The sequence below is a fragment of the Pantoea anthophila genome, assembly GCF_006494375.1.
GTDB lineage: Bacteria > Pseudomonadota > Gammaproteobacteria > Enterobacterales > Enterobacteriaceae > Pantoea > Pantoea anthophila.
On record NZ_VHIZ01000019.1, the window covers coordinates 80,583 to 97,385 of the forward strand.

Below are 16,803 nucleotides of genomic sequence, written 5' to 3' on the forward strand. Positions count from 1 at the left end.
TGGCTTAGCTTAAGTTATTCATCTTCATCTGCATCATTTGCTTCAATGCCGGAGAGGCGTCAGATTCCACCCCTTTACTCCAGGCATCGCGCGCGCCCTGCTTGTCGCCTTTGGCCAGCAGCGCTTCGCCGCGAATATCGGCCACAATGGCTGTCCAGCCATCACCCTTCACACCGTCAAGGGTTTTAAGCGCCGCATCCGCTTGATTCTGTTGCAGTTGAATGCGAGCCAGACGCAGGTTAATGACCGCCTGCAGATTGGCATCTTTGGTATCTTTCAGTCCGTTTTGCAGCAGTGCTGCGGCTTTATCAAGCTGACCGGCATCCACATACTGCTTCGCCAGATCCATCGCCGCCAGCGCACCATAAGTGTTGCTGTTTTCGCTGGCAAACCGGTTGACCGCTTCCAGCGTCTCAGGTTTGCCCGCCTGCATGGCGGTGGTCAGCTGCTGATATTGGGCCGATACCGTTTTCGCAGTATCGTCCTGATGACTGCTCCAGTAACGCCAGCCACCCAGCGCAGCAATACCGATGACTACGCCAATGGCTAACGCCTTACCATTGCTGGTAAAAAAGTTGCGCAGCGCTTCGGTCTGCTCGTTCTCATTGCTATACACTTCCACGCAATCCTTCTCCTTTCTATGGTTGGTGCTGTGTTACGCCTGTAACAGCGTGCGCAATACAGCAGCAGCCTCTGCCTGATCCAGCGTTTGCTGCTCGCCACGGCGCAGATCTTTCACCACGACCTGACCGGCTTTGACTTCATCCTCGCCCAGCACCAGCGCGACGCGAGCGCCCCACTTGTCAGCGCGGGCAAACTGCTTCCTGAAGTTGCCGCCGCCAAAGTTAGTCATCAGCCTCAGCTCTGGCGCTTCATCGCGCAATTTCTCAGCCAGCTGCATCGCAGCGGACTGCACGCCCTGACCGGAAGCGATAACATAGACATCCACATTGCTCGTCGGTTCAAATTCCGGATTCACCGCCTGAACCAGCAGCACCAGACGCTCCATGCCCATCGCGAAGCCCACCGCAGGGGTGGCACGTCCACCGAGCTGCTCTACCAGGCCGTCATAGCGACCGCCGCCGCACACGGTACCCTGTGAACCCAGGCTGTCGGTGACCCACTCAATCACGGTGCGATTGTAGTAATCCAGGCCGCGCACCAGACGCTGATTGACGGTGTAGCGGATGCCCGCGTCATCCAGCAGGGCACACAGGCCGCTGAAATGGTCGCGTGATTCGTCATCAAGATAGTCGCCGAGCTGCGGCGCATCATTCAGCAGCTGCTGAATATCGGGATTTTTACTGTCGAGAACGCGCATCGGGTTGCTGTACATGCGGCGTTTGCAATCCTCATCCAGCACCTCTTTGTGCTGTTCGAGGAAGGCGACCAGTGCGTCGCGGTAGTGCGCACGCGCTTCCAGTGAGCCGATGGAGTTCAGTTCCAGGCGAACGTGGTCGGCAATGCCTAACGCTTTCCACCAGCGGGCGTTGAGCATAATCAGCTCCGCATCGATGTCCGGTCCCTGCAGACCAAACACTTCGACGCCGATCTGGTAAAACTGGCGATAACGGCCCTTCTGCGGACGCTCATAGCGGAACATCGGCCCCATGTACCACAGGCGCTGCTCCTGATTGTAGAGTAAACCGTGCTCAATACCGGCTCGCACGCAGCCTGCGGTTCCTTCCGGACGCAGCGTCAGGCTTTCGCCATTGCGGTCCTCGAAGGTGTACATCTCTTTTTCAACCACATCGGTGACTTCACCGATGGCGCGTTTAAACAGTGGGGTCTGCTCCACCAGCGGCAAGCGAATTTCGCTGTAGCCGTAGCTCGCCAGCGTCTGCTTGAGTACGCCTTCAATCCGTTGCCAGAGAGCGGTATCCGCAGGCAGGTAGTCGTTCATCCCGCGAATCGCCTGAATATTCTTCGCCACGTTAAAATCTCTTAATGCAAAAAAACCTGTCCGGCATCATACCTTATGAGGATGAAACCGCACAGGTTCAGTCAAAAAAGTCACGCACGCAGGCTGCGCACGCCATTATTTTTCCAGCTGCTGCACGTCAATCCGGCGGCTGGCATCCAGCATCGACGCTTTGGCACGAATGCGCGCTTCCAGCTGATCGATCATGTCATGGTTATCGAGACGATCGCGCTGACGCACGCCATCTTCGTAGAAACCACTCTTCTTGCTGCCACCGGTTACGCCCAGGGTCGAGAGCGTCGCTTCGCCCGGTCCGTTGACCACACAGCCGATAATGGAGACATCCATCGGCGTAATGAGATCTTCCAGACGCTGCTCCAGCGCGTTGACGGTGCCAATCACGTCAAACTCCTGACGTGAACAGGTCGGGCAGGCGATGAAGTTAATCCCGCGCGAACGGATGCGCAGTGATTTCAGAATATCGAAGCCGACTTTGACCTCTTCAACCGGATCGGCCGCCAGCGAGATACGCAGCGTGTCGCCGATCCCTTCTGACAGCAGCAGACCCAGCCCAATCGCCGATTTGACTGCGCCAGCGCGCGCCCCGCCCGCTTCGGTGATCCCGAGATGCAGAGGCTGATCGATCTGTTTTGCCAGCAGGCGATAAGATTCCACTGCCAGGAAGACGTCAGAGGCTTTTACACTGACTTTAAACTGGTCGAAGTTAAGACGGTCGAGGTGATCGACGTGACGCATGGCCGATTCCAGCAACGCCTGCGGCGTCGGCTCGCCATACTTTTCCTGCAGATCTTTTTCCAGAGAACCGGCGTTAACGCCAATCCGGATCGGAATATTGTTGTCGCGCGCGCAGTCAACCACCATACGGATACGCTCATTGTTCCCGATATTACCGGGATTGATGCGCAGGCAGTCAACGCCATATTCGGCGACTTTCAGGGCGATGCGGTAGTCAAAATGGATGTCTGCAACCAGCGGCACGTTCACCTGCTGTTTGATCAGCCTGAACGCTTCTGCGGCATCCATGGTCGGCACCGAGACACGAACGATGTCGACACCGACGCGCTCAAGGGCTTTGATCTGATTTACCGTCGCTTCCACGTCAGTGGTGCGGGTGTTGGTCATCGACTGGACGGCAATAGGTGCGCCGTCACCGACCGGCACCTTGCCGACGTAAATGCGTCTGGATTTACGACGGATAATGGGTGCTTCGTTATGCATATTTCTTCTCCACAATTGCCCGGTACGCGATACGCTGTTATTGCGCACCCAACGTCAGGCGAGCAACCTGGTTATTACGGATAAAACGACTTAAATCAACGGGCTGATTCTGATATTGCACCTGAACCGCGGACGGCGCGCCAATTTTCAGACGATACGGAGGTGTGCCCGCGAGGCTCAGTTTACCACCACTACGCTGAATGCCGCTGAACAGTTTTTTGCCGGTGGCATCGCTCACTTCCAGCCAGCAGTCGGCGGTGAAGTTCATGACCACCGCATTCGGGTCGGCCGCCGGTTCACTGACTGCGGCAGCGCCGACCGGCATCTGTGGTGTCGTGCTGGTTGCAGGATTAGTCGTGGCCGGTGCTGCCGATGTGGTGTCCTGCGGCGCCTGGCTCGGTGACACGACAGCATTGCTGCTGTCGGTCTGCGTCGTGGCTGGGGTAGTGGTCGTGCTGGCAGCCGGCGCAGAGGTGGCTGGCGTGCTGGTCGCGCTGTTGTCGCTGGCGGCCGTATTACTTTCGTCAGGCGCGGCTGGCGCCGCGCTGTCACCGCTGGTCTCACCCAGCGGAATCGACTGGCCGCTATCGCCGCTGCTGCCGTTCTGGTCGGTCATCGGCACCAGATCGTCCTGCGACGCTTTGTGATTCTGCCACCACCAGGCGCCGGTCAGGCCAATCACCACGAACACCACCAGCCAGGTAAAAATCATTAACCAGCCGTCGCGTTTCTTGCGGCGCTTGCCCAGGGAGAAACTTTGCATCGGCTCGATTTTTGCCGCCCGGACCGGCGTCTGTTTCGCCATCATCGGCAGCAGTTCCTCTTCAGGAATGTGCACCAGACGCGCATAAGAGCGGATGTAACCGCGCAGGAACGTCGAGGCTAAATCGGCAGGCGATTTGTCCTCTTCGATGTCACGCACGGTAGAGAGTTTCAGACACAGACGTTCAGCGACGTTCTGCTGTGACAGCCCCATCTGCTCACGGGCCAGACGCAGGCGATCACCTGTTGAATGTAATGCAGAGTTTTCTTGAGTGGCTTCAGTATTCATTAGCTAAATAACGCTGGTACTGTATCGATTGCGGAAAACGTCGCGCTAACTGGTCGCCATAACGTGAAACGTCTGCGGCATTTCCCTGTAGCGCGGCGAAACGTAAGTGTAACGCCAGACTGCGTGCCGTTTCGGGCAACTGTAGCTGGTAAACGTCGAGCAAAATCTGCACCCTCGCCAGATGGTTTTCAGCCATCTGCTTTTCAGCCTCCGCCAGCAGCGAATCAGCTTTTCGCCTGTCGGCTTCAATGGCCCGGCGTAACGTCCTGCGGGCGGCAACAACATCCCCCGCCTGCAGGTAACAAAAACCTGCCAGTTCAAGCGCGTCGTTGCGTGCATCAGACGACGGAGCGGTTTCTGCCCGACTAAACTGTTGATGCGCTTCGTCATACTGCCCTAAAGCGCAGAGAAACGCACCGTAATTGTTAGCAACAAAACCATTATCCGGGGCCTGCTGCTGTGCCAGTATAAACCCTGCCTGGGCTGCTGTCTGATTGCCCTGCTGTTGCGCCAGTCGTGCCAGCGCAAGCGAGACCCGGTAATCCTCTGGCGCGGCGGCCTGCGCGCGCAGAAAGTTTCGCTCAGCAGCGGCATAATCACCCGCCGCCAGATAGTGCATCCCTAACTGCAGACGCACCTCTTCAGCACCGGATGAGTGCGGCTGGCTGACACACCCGCTTACAACAAACAGCGCCAGTACACTGGCGGGTAATCCGTTACGCACGATCGTTTCCCTCTGCCTGACATTGACAGGCTGCAGCCTGCCACGCGTCTTCACGTCAGGAAACGTTCTCTGTCACGCTTCTAGAGCGCCTTCACAGAGATGGCTTCACCCGCCATTTTTTTACGCAGCGTACGCTTGGTGCGGTCGATCACCTCACCCGCTAACTGACCACAGGCGGCATCAATATCGTCGCCACGGGTTTTACGCACAATGGTGGTAAAACCGTAGTCCATCAGCACCTTGGAGAAGCGGTCGATGCGGCTGTTTGAGCTGCGGCCATAAGGTGCACCCGGGAAGGGGTTCCACGGAATCAGGTTGATTTTACACGGTGTTTCTTTCAGTAATGCGGCAAGCTCATGCGCATCGTCGGTACTGTCATTGACATGATCCAGCAGGACGTACTCAATGGTCACGCGTCCCTGGTTGGCGTTAGATTTGCCAATGTAGCGTTTCACCGCTGCCAGGAAGGTTTCGATATTGTACTTTTTGTTGATCGGAACAATATCATCACGCAGCTTGTCGTTAGGCGCGTGCAGTGAAATGGCCAGCGCCACATCAATCATATCGCCCAGTTTGTCCAGTGCAGGCACCACACCTGAAGTAGAGAGGGTCACACGACGTTTGGAGAGACCAAAGCCGAAGTCATCCAGCATGATCTCCATTGCCGGAACCACATTATTGAGGTTGAGCAACGGCTCACCCATGCCCATCATCACCACGTTGGTGATAGGACGCTGGCCGGTGATTTTTGCTGCGCCGACGATTTTCGCCGCACGCCACACCTGACCAATAATTTCTGACACCCGCAGGTTACGGTTAAAACCCTGCTGTGCGGTCGAACAGAATTTACACTCCAGCGCACACCCCACCTGCGAAGAAACACACAGCGTGGCGCGGTCGCCTTCCGGGATATAGACCGTTTCCACCAGCTGATCGCCCACGCGGATGGCCCATTTAATGGTGCCGTCAGTGGAGCGCATCTCTTCAGCCACTTCCGGTGCGCGGATCTCCGTCAGCTCCATCAGCCGGTTACGCAGCTTTTTGTTGATGTCGGTCATCTGCTCGAAATCGTCGCAGCAGTAGTGGTAAATCCACTTCATGACCTGATCGGCACGGAACGGCTTTTCGCCCAGCGACTGGAAAAACTCGCGCATCTGCTGACGGTTGAGATCCAGCAGGTTGATTTTCTGGCTTTTAGGGGAAACGACAATGGGGGATGCGGACGCGGACGTCACAATCTGTTCGGACATAATATTCTCTGGCCTCGTTGTTACACGTTATGGCGCTGTTCAGGGATAGGTGAAAAAAATTGCGCCTTCATTAAGCGAAGTCAATGAAGGCGCAATATTGTACAACATCTGCGGCCTGATAACAGGCGGGAGTGGCTCCCTCAGGCAGATTTTTGTAAAGCCGACCTGCTGTTTATCGCCAGGCGATTAACGGGTACGTGGGCAGATTTCGTTTTCGCCGAAGAAATAGGCGATTTCGCGGGCAGCGGATTCAGCAGAATCTGAACCGTGCGTGGCGTTTTCGGTGAAGCTGTCTGCGTAGTCAGCACGCAGGGTGCCAGCCAGTGCGTTTGCCGGGTTAGTCGCACCCATCAGGTCACGGTGACGCTGAACGGCATTTTCACCTTCCAGTACAGAAACGACAACCGGGCCAGAGGTCATGAATTCAACCAGACCATCAAAGAATGGCTTGCCCTGGTGCTCAGCGTAAAAACCTTCAGCCTGCTCTTTGCTCAGCTGCAGCATTTTTGCACCAACGATTTTGAAGCCAGCGCTTTCAAAACGGTTGTAGATAGCACCAATCACATTTTTAGCGACGGCGTTTGGCTTGATGATAGAAAAAGTACGTTCGATTGCCATGATGACCTCTGTCTTGACGTCCTGAAGAAACCGGCGGCGCAGCCCCCGGCCAATAAACGGCGCCGATTATAGGGGCTGAGTGCGGCATTGCCTATCAGAGATCCCTAATTTGTTGAAAATTCTTGATCTGAGTCGACGCAGAGGCGTCTTCATTATGATTTTGCCTGAAAAAGCGCCGGTGCTACTGGCCTGACGGACGATTCCTGAGCAGCACGCCAGGCTTTTTCTCCTCCCCTGCCCCATTTTATTAACGCATCGCTTGAGATGGTCTCCACATTCCCCGACACTGCTATCACAGATTGCAGAGATGAGGTTGTTATGACGACGCCACTGTTTGTGTCCGCCGACTGGTTACAAGAGCACTATAATGATGAGCGGCTTCAGGTACTGGATGCGCGCATGTTGCCACCCGGCATGGAGGCCGTGCGTGATATTCAGGCTGAATATCTGGCGGGACACTTACCCGACGCTCCTTACTTCGATATCGAAGCGCTGTCCGATCACACCAGCCCCTATCCCCATATGCTGCCGCGCGCCGAACGCTTTGCCGTGGCGATGCGCGAGCTGGGCGTCAGCAGCGATAAACACCTGGTGGTCTATGACGAAGGCAATCTCTTCTCCGCGCCACGCGCCTGGTGGATGCTGAAGACCTTTGGTGTCGCGCAGGTGTCGATCCTGGCGGGCGGACTGCAGGGCTGGAAAGCAGCGGGCTTTGCGCTGGAAACCGGCGAGGTCAGCCTGCCGGAAGGCGAGTTTGAGGCTCAGGCGGATGAAAGCCGGGTGAAACGTCTGACGGATGTGCTGCTGATCAGCCATGAAGGCGGCGCACAGATCGTGGATGCACGTGCGGCCAATCGCTTCAACGCGGAAGTGGACGAGCCGCGTCCGGGATTACATCGCGGGCATATTCCCAACAGTCTGAACGTGCCGTGGAACAGCCTGGTAGAGCAGGGAGAACTGAAGCCGGAGGCGGCGCTGCGCCAGCTGTTTGCTGACGCCGGCGTCGATATCAGCAAACCGGTAGTGGCCAGCTGCGGCTCTGGCGTCACGGCGGTGGTGGTGATCCTGGCGCTGACGGCGCTGGGGGCGCGGGATGTCACGCTGTATGACGGCTCCTGGGGTGAATGGGGCAGTCGCGACGACTTACCGATTGCGAAATAAAAAACAGGCGGCCCATGAGCCGCCTGTTTTTAACTGCGTCAGATAATCCGCTCGCTGCCCTTGAAGTCACGCAGGAAACTGCCCCAGCGACGTTCATAAAAGGGCGTGATATGCGCGGTAAAGAAGTGGCTGATACCGCGGTCCTGCAGGGTAACTTCGCAGATATCAATCGGCGCATCGTCCGGCAGCGTATCCGTTGCCACGCTGCCCGCCGCCTGAATGATCGCCTCAATGTTGCTGTCCGCTTCAATTCCAATCAGCAGATTAGGCGCTTCGTCGGCCTGCTCACGAATGCTGGCAACAAAGGCGCGCCGCACCTCCTTGTGCTTGCTGAACAGCTGCGTCAGCGAGTCGATCATCTGCGCAGGCGGCTCGGCCACCTCAGAGAGCAGCAGGGCGTGCCCGCCTTCCAGCACGGTCTGCTGACTCAGCGCACTGCCCTGCTCCGCCAGCAGATGCGTAATCTCTGCCGGGGTAAACTCTTTGCCGGATGGGAGTTTTGGATTGAGAAACAGCGTTTCGCCGCGCGTAATCTCAAACAGCGTCCGCACCGGCAGACGCAGCCAGGCCTGTTCACCCGTGACGGCTTCGCTCATCGCCTGTTCTGACGTGAAAAAAGGAATGATGCTGCTGCCATCCTCTTTTTCCCAGTGCTGCAGATCAACCGGCGTACTGGCATCGAGCTGTGGCTGGGTGCTTTCACCCGGTACCCAGACATCGGACTCCAGCAGCAGTTGAAAAAATTCGGGCCGATGGGCTGGCTCAGTTGCGGCCAGCTTCAGCACCTCTTCAAGACGGTTCATAGTTGCTCTCTGCATCGCGGTGGCATCGGCCACCGCTGGGGTCAGCTTATTTCAGTAACAGGTTGGCGATAGTGCGCACGCCCAGGCCGGTTGCGCCTGCGGCCCACTGATCGACCGCGCCTTTGCGATAGGTCGCAGAGCAGTCGATGTGCAGCCAGCCCTGCTGATAGTGGCTGACGAAGTGGGACAGGAATGCTGCCGCACTGCTGGCACCCGCCGCATGGGAAGGGCTGGCGATATTGTTAAGGTCAGCGAAGTTAGACGGCAGGTGGCTGCGATGGAATTCTGCCAGCGGCAGACGCCAGAAAGGTTCATTCTCGCTCACCGCGCTGCCCATCAGCGACTGTGCCATCACGTCGTCAAAGGTAAACAGCGCATGGTAATCGTTACCCAGCGCCGTTTTGGCTGCGCCGGTCAGGGTGGCAGCGTCGATCAGCAGCGTCGGATTCTGTTCGCTGGCATCGATCAGGCCGTCGGCCAGAACCAGACGTCCTTCCGCATCGGTGTTCATCACTTCCACTGATTTACCGTTGCGATAGCGAATGATATCGCCCAGTTTAAAGGCGTTGCTGCTGACCATGTTGTCGGCACAGCAGAGGTAGAGTTTGACTCGCTTGTTGAGGCCACGGGAAATCGCCAGCGCCAGCGCGCCGGTGACGGTCGCCGCTCCGCCCATATCTGACTTCATCGAATCCATGAAGCTGCTCTGCTTCAGGCTGTAGCCGCCGGTATCAAAAGTGATGCCTTTACCGACCAGACAGGCATAGACCGGCGCACTCTCATCACCGCTCGGGTTGTAATCCAGCGCCAGGAAAACCGGCGGGCGATTCGAGCCGCGTCCTACGGTGTGCAGACCCATGTAGCCCTGCTCGCGCAGATCGTCACCTTTAGTGATGCGATAGCTGACGGCGCTGCCGCCTACTTCACTGATCAGATCGATCGCCATGTGTGCCAGCTGTTCCGGCCCCAGATCTTCTGCAGGCAGGTTGATGACGTTGCGAACCCAGTCGATCGCTTTCAGACGACGGTCAAACTCCGCCTGCTCATGTTCGCCCAGCGCCGGCCACTCCACCTGACGCTGCCCTTTCGGGCCACGGAAGCCCTGCCAGAATGCCCAGCACTGCTCAAGGTGCCAGCCTTCGCCGGTGAGCGCCACGTGGCGGATCCCCTGGCTGTCGATTTTGTGCGCCGCACGCTGAATGGTATTCAGCGCATCCGCGCCGGTCAGATGCAGCGTCATGCCGCTGTCGTTGCTGCTGAGAATCGCTTTTTCGCCCCAGCGCGCATCGGCGGGCTGGCTGCTAAGCGTGATGTTCATCGGTTGTGTGGTCATCGAAAAGCTCCATAATCGTTATCTGTTTCATCCAGCCTGATTGTTATAACGGCTTTAATAAGATGTTAAATGCAATCCGCAGACAGACCTGATAACAGATTCCGTCGGGTGATGCCAGCGAAGTGCAATGACAGGTGCCGTTTCCGGATTCTGACCGGGTGTCAGGATTTCATTAATGCCCGCAGACGCGTCACGGATTTCTGCACCAGCGCGATGGCGTAGTCGATCTCTTCATCGGTGGTGAAGCGTCCCAGCGAAAAGCGCAGCGAACTGTGCGCCAGCTCTTCACTCAGCCCCAGCGCCCGCAGAACATAGGAAGGCTCCAGGCTGGCGGAGGTACAGGCCGAGCCGGAAGAGAGCGCCAGATCTTTCAGCGCCATGATCAATGACTCACCCTCAACGTCAGCGAAACTGACGTTGAGAATATTCGGTGCGCTCTGCTGAGGATGGCCGTTAAGGGTTACGCCCGGAAGTGCGCTGATGCCCTGCCACAGACGCTCACGCAGCGCCTGCAGACGCGCCATCTCGGTTTCGCGCTCTTCAGCTGCGATGCGAAAGGCTTCCCCCATCCCGACAATCTGATGAACCGGCAGGGTGCCGGATCGCATACCGCGCTCGTGCCCGCCACCGTGGATCTGGGCGGCGATCTGCACGCGCGGTTTCCGCCGCACATAGAGCGCGCCGATGCCTTTCGGGCCATAGAGTTTGTGAGCAGAAAAGGACATCAAATCGACCGGTAACTGGCTGAGGTCGATGGGCAGCTTGCCGACGCTCTGGGTCGCATCCACATGAAACAGAATCTCACGTTCGCGGCAGAGTTCACCAAAGGCGGCGATATCCTGAACCACGCCGGTTTCATTATTGACGTGCATCAGGGTGACCAGAATGGTGTCGTCGCGCAGCGCCGCCCGCAGCTGGTCAGGGGAGATAATGCCGTCATTGCCAGGCGTAAGCCAGGTGACCTCAAAGCCTTCACGTTCCAGCTGCTGACAGCTGTCGAGTACCGCTTTGTGTTCGGTCCGGCTGGTGATGATATGTTTGCCGCGCGCCTGATGGGCGTGGGCCGCACCTTTGATCGCGAGGTTGTCAGATTCGGTGGCGCCTGAGGTAAAGACGATTTCACGCGGATCGGCATTGACCAGTTCGGCGATCTGATTACGCGCAACATCGACCGCTTCTTCAGACTGCCAGCCAAAACGGTGCGATCGCGAGGCCGGGTTACCGAACGTGCCATCCAGCGTCAGAAACTGCATCATTTTGCTGGCCACACGCGGATCGGCCGGCGTGGTGGCGGCGTAATCCAGGTAAATCGGTAATTTCATTGCGCTACAGCTCCGTATAAAAAATCATACGTCTTTATAGCAGATTCGGCCCTGACCGCGTTAGCAGTAAGGGCCGCAACAGGGGGGATTACGAGGCGCGCTGATTGATGTTGATTTCCTGAGTACGCGGGCTCTGGAAGCGGCGATTATCAATCGCATTCTGCCGGTCGGCGACATCCAGGATCTCCTGATTGTTCACCAGCTCAGCCAGCGTGATGTTATTCAGGAAGTCACTGATGCGCACGCTCAGGTCGCGCCACAATACGTGGGTCAGGCAACGTTCGCCGCCCTGGCAGCCCTCTTTCCCCTGGCACTTCGTTGCATCAACAGACTCATCCACGGCGGTGATCACTTCACCGACAGAGATGGTATTGGACGCTTTGCCCAGCAGATAACCGCCGCCCGGTCCCCGGACGCTGGAGACCAGATCGTTTTTGCGCAGCCGCGAGAATAACTGCTCCAGATAGGAGAGCGAAATGCCCTGACGCTCTGAAATATCAGCCAGCGGGACCGGGCCTTCATGGGAGTGAAGGGCAACGTCCAGCATTGCGGTAACGGCATAACGTCCTTTGGATGTCAGTCTCATAGCATACGACCTCAATAGCGTCCGGTTATCGGAGGATTAGCAACAGATGCTCTGAAGTCTGACATTCCCGAGTAAATTGGTCAACTATTTAACCTGGTAAAACACTCAACTATTTAACCTGGTAATTCAGTCAACTATTAACCCGTTATTTTTTATCGCTTTTTGGCTTTTCAAAGGAGGAAAGCATGCCGCGCAGAATGTTGAGTTCATCCCGTTCCGGACGCGCGCGGGTATAAAGACGGCGCAGTTTGCTCATCACCTGACCCGGATTGGCTTCACGGATAAAGCCGCTGTTCAGCATCATCTGTTCCATATGCTGATAGAAGCGCTCCAGGTCGTCGACCAGCGGATAAGGCGATTCTTCATACTTCGGTGGCGGGCTGGTCTGCTCCTGCGACTGTAACCATGCCATGCGCACTTCATAGGCGATAATCTGCACCGCCATCGCCAGATTCAGCGAGCTGTACTCCGGATTCGCCTGAATCGCGACGTGATAGTGACACTTCTGCAACTCTTCGTTGGTCAGGCCGACGCGCTCACGCCCAAAGACCAGCGCGACCGGTGCCTGCTGGCCCTCTTCCACACTTTTCACGCCGCACTCACGCGCATCCAGCATTGGCCATGGCAGTGAGCGGGACCGTGCGCTGGTGCCCACGACCAGGCTGCAGCCGGCGATCGCCTCATCCAGCGAGTCGACGATTTTCGCGTCGCCGATAACGTCGCTGGCACCCGCCGCGAGTGAGATGGCCTGTGAGTCGGGCTTGACCAGCGGATTCACCAGATAGAGGTTGGTTAAGCCCATGGTTTTCATGGCGCGCGCAACGGAGCCCATGTTACCGGTGTGAGAGGTCTCAACCAGAACGATACGAATATTTTGCAGCATGATTAGGGATACTCAGAAACGGGTCAGTAAAATCAGTGGGGAGAATCCTAACATAAAGCAGGACATTTACCGAACACACTGCTATACTCCGCGCCGTTTTCCCCGTTCTTTAACATCCAGCGAGAGATACCGATGCATCCAATGCTCAACATTGCCGTGCGCGCAGCGCGCAAGGCCGGAAATTTAATTGCCAAATATTATGAAACCCCGGACGCCGTCGAAGCCAGCCAGAAAGGCAGCAACGACTTCGTAACCAATGTTGACCGTGAAGCAGAACGCCTGATTATCGAAATCATTCGTAAATCTTACCCGAAACACACCATCATCACCGAAGAAAGCGGTGAGCTGGCGGGCGAAGATCAGGACGTTCAATGGGTTATCGATCCGCTGGATGGCACCTCAAACTTCATCAAACGTCTGCCCCACTTCGCTGTCTCTATCGCTGTGCGCATCAAAGGCCGCACTGAAGTCGCGGTCGTTTACGATCCGATGCGCAATGAGCTCTTCACCTCTTCACGCGGTCAGGGCGCCCAGCTGAACGGCTATCGTCTGCGCGGCAGCATTGCCCGCGATCTGGATGGCACCGTGCTGGCAACCGGCTTCCCGTTCAAGATGAAGCAGCATGCACCGGCTTACATGAACATCCTGACCAAACTCTTTACGCAGTGCGCCGATTTCCGCCGCACCGGTTCAGCTGCGCTGGATCTGGCCTACGTGGCCGCCGGTCGCGTGGACGGTTACTTTGAAATCGGCCTGAAGCCGTGGGACTTTGCGGCGGGAGAACTGCTGGTTCGTGAAGCGGGCGGTCTGGTGACAGACTTCACCGGTAACCATGGCTATATGCACTCCGGTAATATCGTTGCCGGTAACCCGCGCGTGGTGAAAGCGATGCTCTCCTCCATGCGTGATGAGCTGAGCGAAGCGTTAAAACGCTAAGTTTCAGACAGAAAAAAGGCGGCTTCTCAGCCGCCTTTTTTATTGCCTGTTACAGGGGATTAGCGACGTTCGTGCGCCAGCACCTGACGAGGCTGAGTGCGACGACCCACCATGCCCATCACACCCGCCAGCACGGCTTCGATGATCAGCAGAATCAGGGCATACCAGCTCGCTTTTGCAGTGGCGGCGGCCGCTTTTTCGCCGGCTTCACGCGCTTTCTGCTCAGCCTGCTGTTTCAGTTCCTGATACTTCTGGACAGCCTGCTGATAGCTCTGCTCGGTTTTGGCTACGATCTGATCCACTTCCTCATCGCTTTTACCGGTACGCGCCTTGATAATATTTTTCAGCGCATCACGATCAGCGGCCTGCAGCGTATCAGAATGACGATCCATCACACCTTTTAACCAGTTAGCCAGATCGATATCGGCCGTCTGCGGATGGTTTGCGGTATTGTTCGCCTGATTCTCTGCATTCTGCGCTTCGTTATTCGCATCCTGTTTTAAATTCTCTGGCTGTAATTCCGGCTTACCGGTCTGACGCAGCGTGGTTTCCAGTTCGCTCTGCAGGTTATCCAGATTAATATTATTTTCCTGCAGCTTCTCTTTTGCCATTTGCGTTACCGAAGGTGCCGCTGCGGAAATACCATTACCCAGCGCCTGGAAGCCGGAGCCTACAATATTCATCGCGCCGCCTAATACACTGGAAGCCAGCGTAACCGCCAGGTAAATAGTGAAAATTGTGCTAAGGCCAAACATCAGCAAACCGTGCATTGCGCCTTCGCGCTGCGCCAGACGTCCTGCCACATAGCTACCCGCCGCAATGGCAACCAGCATCTCAATCGCCGTCCAGACCAGTGCGCCCGTACCAAGGCCATCCAGAGGATTCTGTTCTTTCATCGGATCAATGGTGGTGGCACCGATCGCCGTTCCCAGCAGCGTCAGAATGATGTGAACGATAAGCGCGCAGATAACACCGGCAAATACGGCGCTCCAGGAAATACGCTTTAACGGTAATCCTGCGGGCCCGGTCGCCAGCGTTTCGGTATAACCATTATTAATACGGGTATCAGCCATGAAATATACTCCTCGCAAAAAAGAAAGCTGCTTTGATCTTTTATCATCCCGACGGCGACGTGCCGATTTGGTATTAACAGCGTAGACAGGAAATAGTCACTTCTCCACTAAAGCGGCGTGAGAAAATAATAAAGATGTGAATTTAAAGCGGATTAGCGAAGAGAAGAACGCAGCGGCTATTTTATTCCCGCTGCGTTTTTAATTCAGAAAGGCCGGATACCACCGCCCAGCGTCAGCTGGGCTGATTGCCACAGGGCGAGACCCGCGACGATTAAAATCAGACTGCCGGTCAGGGTCAGCAGCGGGATAAGCAGCCGCGCGCTGCCCGCCGTTTCGCGGGGCTGCGCCAGCCGTTGCGCCACCGAGCGCGCCTGCTGAACCAGCACGCCTATGGCGGAAATGGTGAGGGCCGTGCCGAGCGCCATCACCGCAGCCGAGATCACGCCCCAGCCATACACGCCGATCACTTTGGCAAACAGCAGCATCATGATCGCGCCGGAACAGGGGCGTAATCCCATCGACACCACGACCAGCAGCTGAGTTTTCAGGCTGACACTTCCCTGCATCTGCTGCGGTGTTGGCAGGTGCGCATGTCCGCATCCACACTGCGCATCATGCTGATGATGGGGCTGGAAAGCGCGAAACAGTGGCGCAGGCCGGGGACGCAAAGCCCGCCACAGGGCACGCAGCGCCCGATAGCCCATCAGCACACCCAGACCGATCACCAGCAGATAGCTGCCCTTCTCCAGCCAGAAACTGCTGAGGTGCAGCTGCCGCGACGAGGTTTGCAGTATGACCAGCATCACCGTCACCAGCCCGATAGCCACCGAGCCCTGCAACAGTGAGGCGAGCAGCGTCAGCCTGATACTGGTTTTCACTCTGGCAGGATGGGTCGCCAGAAAGGTGGCGATCACCACTTTTCCGTGGCCCGGCCCCAGCGCATGCAGCACGCCATACAGCAGGCTGAAAATCACCAGCGACAGACCCGCCTGATGGGGTTGCTCAGCCACCTGCTGCAACAGTTGCGTCATCTGCCGGTGCAGATCTTTCTGCCACAAGACGCTCTGCAGCAGAATCTGTGACCAGTAGATCCAGACCAGCAGTCCGCCGCTCAGCAGCAGCGCCGCCATCAGCCAGAGTGGCCAGAGCCGCGATCCCCGCCCCGGTGTGGACATTACTGACATGTCAGCCCCACCGTCTGAGCAAACTGGCGGCCCAGATCCATCTCCTCTGCGGGGGCATCGGCTTTATCCAGCGACAGCGCATACTGCTTCAGCGAATCATTGGGTTTCGGTGTCGTCAGGGTAAAGCGGCAGCGCCCCTGCAGTGCAGGCGGCAGCGTTAAGGCGCCGGGATTGTCATAGAACATATCGACGAAGTAGGTGGGATCGAAGGTCAGGATCTCAAAGTGCTGTCCGGTCAGCGTCGGCGGCTCCGCCAGCGGCAGAATAAATTCGAGCACCGCCTTGTGGCCATTTCGTGACAGATTGTATTCCGTTGGCAGATTCAAAAACTTTACCCGCTGTTTGTTATGCCAGACTTCAGAAAAGTAGTGCTGACCAAGAACGTTCGCCATCACGCCCGCCGCCAGCTTTTTCCACACCACGCTGCCCGGTCTGGCGTCGCCTGCATCATAAAGCAGATCGGCGGAGGTGATTTCATCCATGGTCCAGGTCATCTTTAAACCGGTAAAGGTGTCACCCTGTGCCACCAGCGCGGTTTTCATGTCGATGAAACTGTGAGGGTGAGCCACGACAGCCGGACTTAGTGCCATCAGTAAGGTCAGAAGTGCGCGTTTCATAATGTTATAAAGTAACGTTCCCGATGAAAAGAATCTATAAGTAACAAAATTTTGTGACCCGCCTTAAACCTCCGGCAAATAAACCGCGCAAAGCGCACAGGC

At 56.8% G+C, this 16,803-nt stretch carries 17 protein-coding genes; 2 read left to right on the plus strand and 15 right to left on the minus strand.

Annotation, left to right across the window (positions count from 1 at the left end; genetic code table 11):
- Positions 1 to 4 precede the first annotated feature (4 nt).
- The 7 genes from FJW00_RS03620 to ndk form a co-directional block, all read right to left on the minus strand.
- A complete protein-coding gene (locus FJW00_RS03620) occupies positions 5 to 622 on the minus strand; it encodes a YfgM family protein (RefSeq protein ID WP_009088731.1) in 618 nt (205 codons plus the stop codon).
- 33 nt (positions 623 to 655) lie between these two features.
- Positions 656 to 1,933, minus strand: coding sequence for a histidine--tRNA ligase (gene hisS / locus FJW00_RS03625; RefSeq protein ID WP_046102368.1), 1,278 nt, complete (start codon positions 1,931 to 1,933; stop codon positions 656 to 658).
- A gap of 105 nt (positions 1,934 to 2,038) precedes the next feature.
- Positions 2,039 to 3,160, minus strand: a complete 1,122-nt coding sequence (gene ispG / locus FJW00_RS03630) for a flavodoxin-dependent (E)-4-hydroxy-3-methylbut-2-enyl-diphosphate synthase (protein WP_009088728.1) — start codon at positions 3,158 to 3,160, stop codon at positions 2,039 to 2,041.
- Positions 3,161 to 3,197: 37 nt separating this feature from the next.
- Positions 3,198 to 4,211 carry a cytoskeleton protein RodZ gene (gene rodZ, locus FJW00_RS03635; RefSeq protein WP_009088726.1) on the minus strand — a complete coding sequence of 338 codons (1,014 nt, stop codon included), beginning with the start codon at positions 4,209 to 4,211 and terminating at the stop codon, positions 3,198 to 3,200.
- Entirely contained in the window at positions 4,201 to 4,935 is a 735-nt protein-coding gene (gene pilW, locus FJW00_RS03640) for a type IV pilus biogenesis/stability protein PilW (protein WP_058957401.1), read from the minus strand. The genes rodZ and pilW overlap by 11 nt, the downstream gene beginning before the upstream one ends.
- Positions 4,936 to 5,015: 80 nt before the next feature.
- On the minus strand, positions 5,016 to 6,185 hold the full coding sequence (rlmN, locus tag FJW00_RS03645) for a dual-specificity RNA methyltransferase RlmN (RefSeq protein ID WP_009088720.1): 1,170 nt from the start codon (positions 6,183 to 6,185) through the stop codon (positions 5,016 to 5,018).
- Between the two features lie 186 nt (positions 6,186 to 6,371).
- Complete coding sequence (gene ndk / locus FJW00_RS03650) at positions 6,372 to 6,803, minus strand: nucleoside-diphosphate kinase (RefSeq protein WP_003848684.1); 432 nt, start codon at positions 6,801 to 6,803, stop codon at positions 6,372 to 6,374.
- 318 nt (positions 6,804 to 7,121) lie between these two features.
- Between ndk and sseA the strand changes: the two genes are divergently transcribed.
- Positions 7,122 to 7,964: a 3-mercaptopyruvate sulfurtransferase gene (sseA, locus tag FJW00_RS03655; protein WP_140923080.1), complete on the plus strand. Its 843-nt coding sequence runs from the start codon at positions 7,122 to 7,124 to the stop codon at positions 7,962 to 7,964.
- Positions 7,965 to 8,002: 38 nt separating this feature from the next.
- Here sseA and sseB read toward each other — a convergent pair whose 3' ends face one another.
- From sseB to trmJ, 5 genes are all read right to left on the minus strand, one after another.
- Positions 8,003 to 8,767, minus strand: a complete 765-nt coding sequence (gene sseB / locus FJW00_RS03660; protein ID WP_009088716.1) for an enhanced serine sensitivity protein SseB — start codon at positions 8,765 to 8,767, stop codon at positions 8,003 to 8,005.
- Between the two features lie 46 nt (positions 8,768 to 8,813).
- Entirely contained in the window at positions 8,814 to 10,100 is a 1,287-nt protein-coding gene (gene pepB, locus FJW00_RS03665) for an aminopeptidase PepB (protein ID WP_140029711.1), read from the minus strand.
- Positions 10,101 to 10,261: 161 nt separating this feature from the next.
- Positions 10,262 to 11,422 carry an IscS subfamily cysteine desulfurase gene (locus tag FJW00_RS03670; protein ID WP_140923081.1) on the minus strand — a complete coding sequence of 387 codons (1,161 nt, stop codon included), beginning with the start codon at positions 11,420 to 11,422 and terminating at the stop codon, positions 10,262 to 10,264.
- An 88-nt stretch (positions 11,423 to 11,510) separates the two neighbouring features.
- The gene (gene iscR / locus FJW00_RS03675) at positions 11,511 to 12,008 is read right to left on the minus strand and encodes a Fe-S cluster assembly transcriptional regulator IscR (protein WP_009088710.1); all 498 of its coding nucleotides are present in this window, start codon (positions 12,006 to 12,008) and stop codon (positions 11,511 to 11,513) included.
- Positions 12,009 to 12,153: 145 nt separating this feature from the next.
- The gene (gene trmJ, locus FJW00_RS03680) at positions 12,154 to 12,891 is read right to left on the minus strand and encodes a tRNA (cytosine(32)/uridine(32)-2'-O)-methyltransferase TrmJ (protein WP_140923082.1); all 738 of its coding nucleotides are present in this window, start codon (positions 12,889 to 12,891) and stop codon (positions 12,154 to 12,156) included.
- A gap of 132 nt (positions 12,892 to 13,023) precedes the next feature.
- Here trmJ and suhB point away from each other — a divergent pair, with 132 nt between their 5' ends.
- Complete coding sequence (gene suhB, locus FJW00_RS03685; protein ID WP_009088706.1) at positions 13,024 to 13,827, plus strand: inositol-1-monophosphatase; 804 nt, start codon at positions 13,024 to 13,026, stop codon at positions 13,825 to 13,827.
- A 59-nt stretch (positions 13,828 to 13,886) separates the two neighbouring features.
- Here the strand turns inward: suhB and FJW00_RS03690 are convergent, their stop codons facing one another.
- From FJW00_RS03690 to FJW00_RS03700, 3 genes are all read right to left on the minus strand, one after another.
- Positions 13,887 to 14,900, minus strand: coding sequence for a TIGR04086 family membrane protein (locus FJW00_RS03690; protein WP_140923083.1), 1,014 nt, complete (start codon positions 14,898 to 14,900; stop codon positions 13,887 to 13,889).
- Positions 14,901 to 15,103: 203 nt separating this feature from the next.
- Positions 15,104 to 16,084 (minus strand): nickel/cobalt transporter, encoded by a 981-nt coding sequence (locus FJW00_RS03695; RefSeq protein WP_046102374.1) that lies wholly within the window; start codon positions 16,082 to 16,084, stop codon positions 15,104 to 15,106.
- On the minus strand, positions 16,075 to 16,701 hold the full coding sequence (locus FJW00_RS03700) for a DUF1007 family protein (RefSeq protein ID WP_009088701.1): 627 nt from the start codon (positions 16,699 to 16,701) through the stop codon (positions 16,075 to 16,077). Before FJW00_RS03700 ends, FJW00_RS03695 begins: the two co-directional genes overlap by 10 nt.
- Positions 16,702 to 16,803 lie beyond the last annotated feature (102 nt).

Bases quoted from the DNA above. Each gene is read 5' to 3' on its own strand.
- ispG (WP_009088728.1), bottom strand. From the start codon at position 3,160: ATGCATAACGAAGCACCCATTATCCGTCGTAAATCCAGACGCATTTAC.
- rodZ (WP_009088726.1), bottom strand. From the start codon at position 4,211: ATGAATACTGAAGCCACTCAAGAAAACTCTGCATTACATTCAACAGGT.
- rlmN (WP_009088720.1), bottom strand. From the start codon at position 6,185: ATGTCCGAACAGATTGTGACGTCCGCGTCCGCATCCCCCATTGTCGTT.
- ndk (WP_003848684.1), bottom strand. From the start codon at position 6,803: ATGGCAATCGAACGTACTTTTTCTATCATCAAGCCAAACGCCGTCGCT.
- sseA (WP_140923080.1), top strand. From the start codon at position 7,122: ATGACGACGCCACTGTTTGTGTCCGCCGACTGGTTACAAGAGCACTAT.
- sseB (WP_009088716.1), bottom strand. From the start codon at position 8,767: ATGAACCGTCTTGAAGAGGTGCTGAAGCTGGCCGCAACTGAGCCAGCC.
- pepB (WP_140029711.1), bottom strand. From the start codon at position 10,100: ATGACCACACAACCGATGAACATCACGCTTAGCAGCCAGCCCGCCGAT.
- FJW00_RS03670 (WP_140923081.1), bottom strand. From the start codon at position 11,422: ATGAAATTACCGATTTACCTGGATTACGCCGCCACCACGCCGGCCGAT.
- iscR (WP_009088710.1), bottom strand. From the start codon at position 12,008: ATGAGACTGACATCCAAAGGACGTTATGCCGTTACCGCAATGCTGGAC.
- trmJ (WP_140923082.1), bottom strand. From the start codon at position 12,891: ATGCTGCAAAATATTCGTATCGTTCTGGTTGAGACCTCTCACACCGGT.
- suhB (WP_009088706.1), top strand. From the start codon at position 13,024: ATGCATCCAATGCTCAACATTGCCGTGCGCGCAGCGCGCAAGGCCGGA.
- FJW00_RS03690 (WP_140923083.1), bottom strand. From the start codon at position 14,900: ATGGCTGATACCCGTATTAATAATGGTTATACCGAAACGCTGGCGACC.
- FJW00_RS03695 (WP_046102374.1), bottom strand. From the start codon at position 16,084: ATGTCAGTAATGTCCACACCGGGGCGGGGATCGCGGCTCTGGCCACTC.
- FJW00_RS03700 (WP_009088701.1), bottom strand. From the start codon at position 16,701: ATGAAACGCGCACTTCTGACCTTACTGATGGCACTAAGTCCGGCTGTC.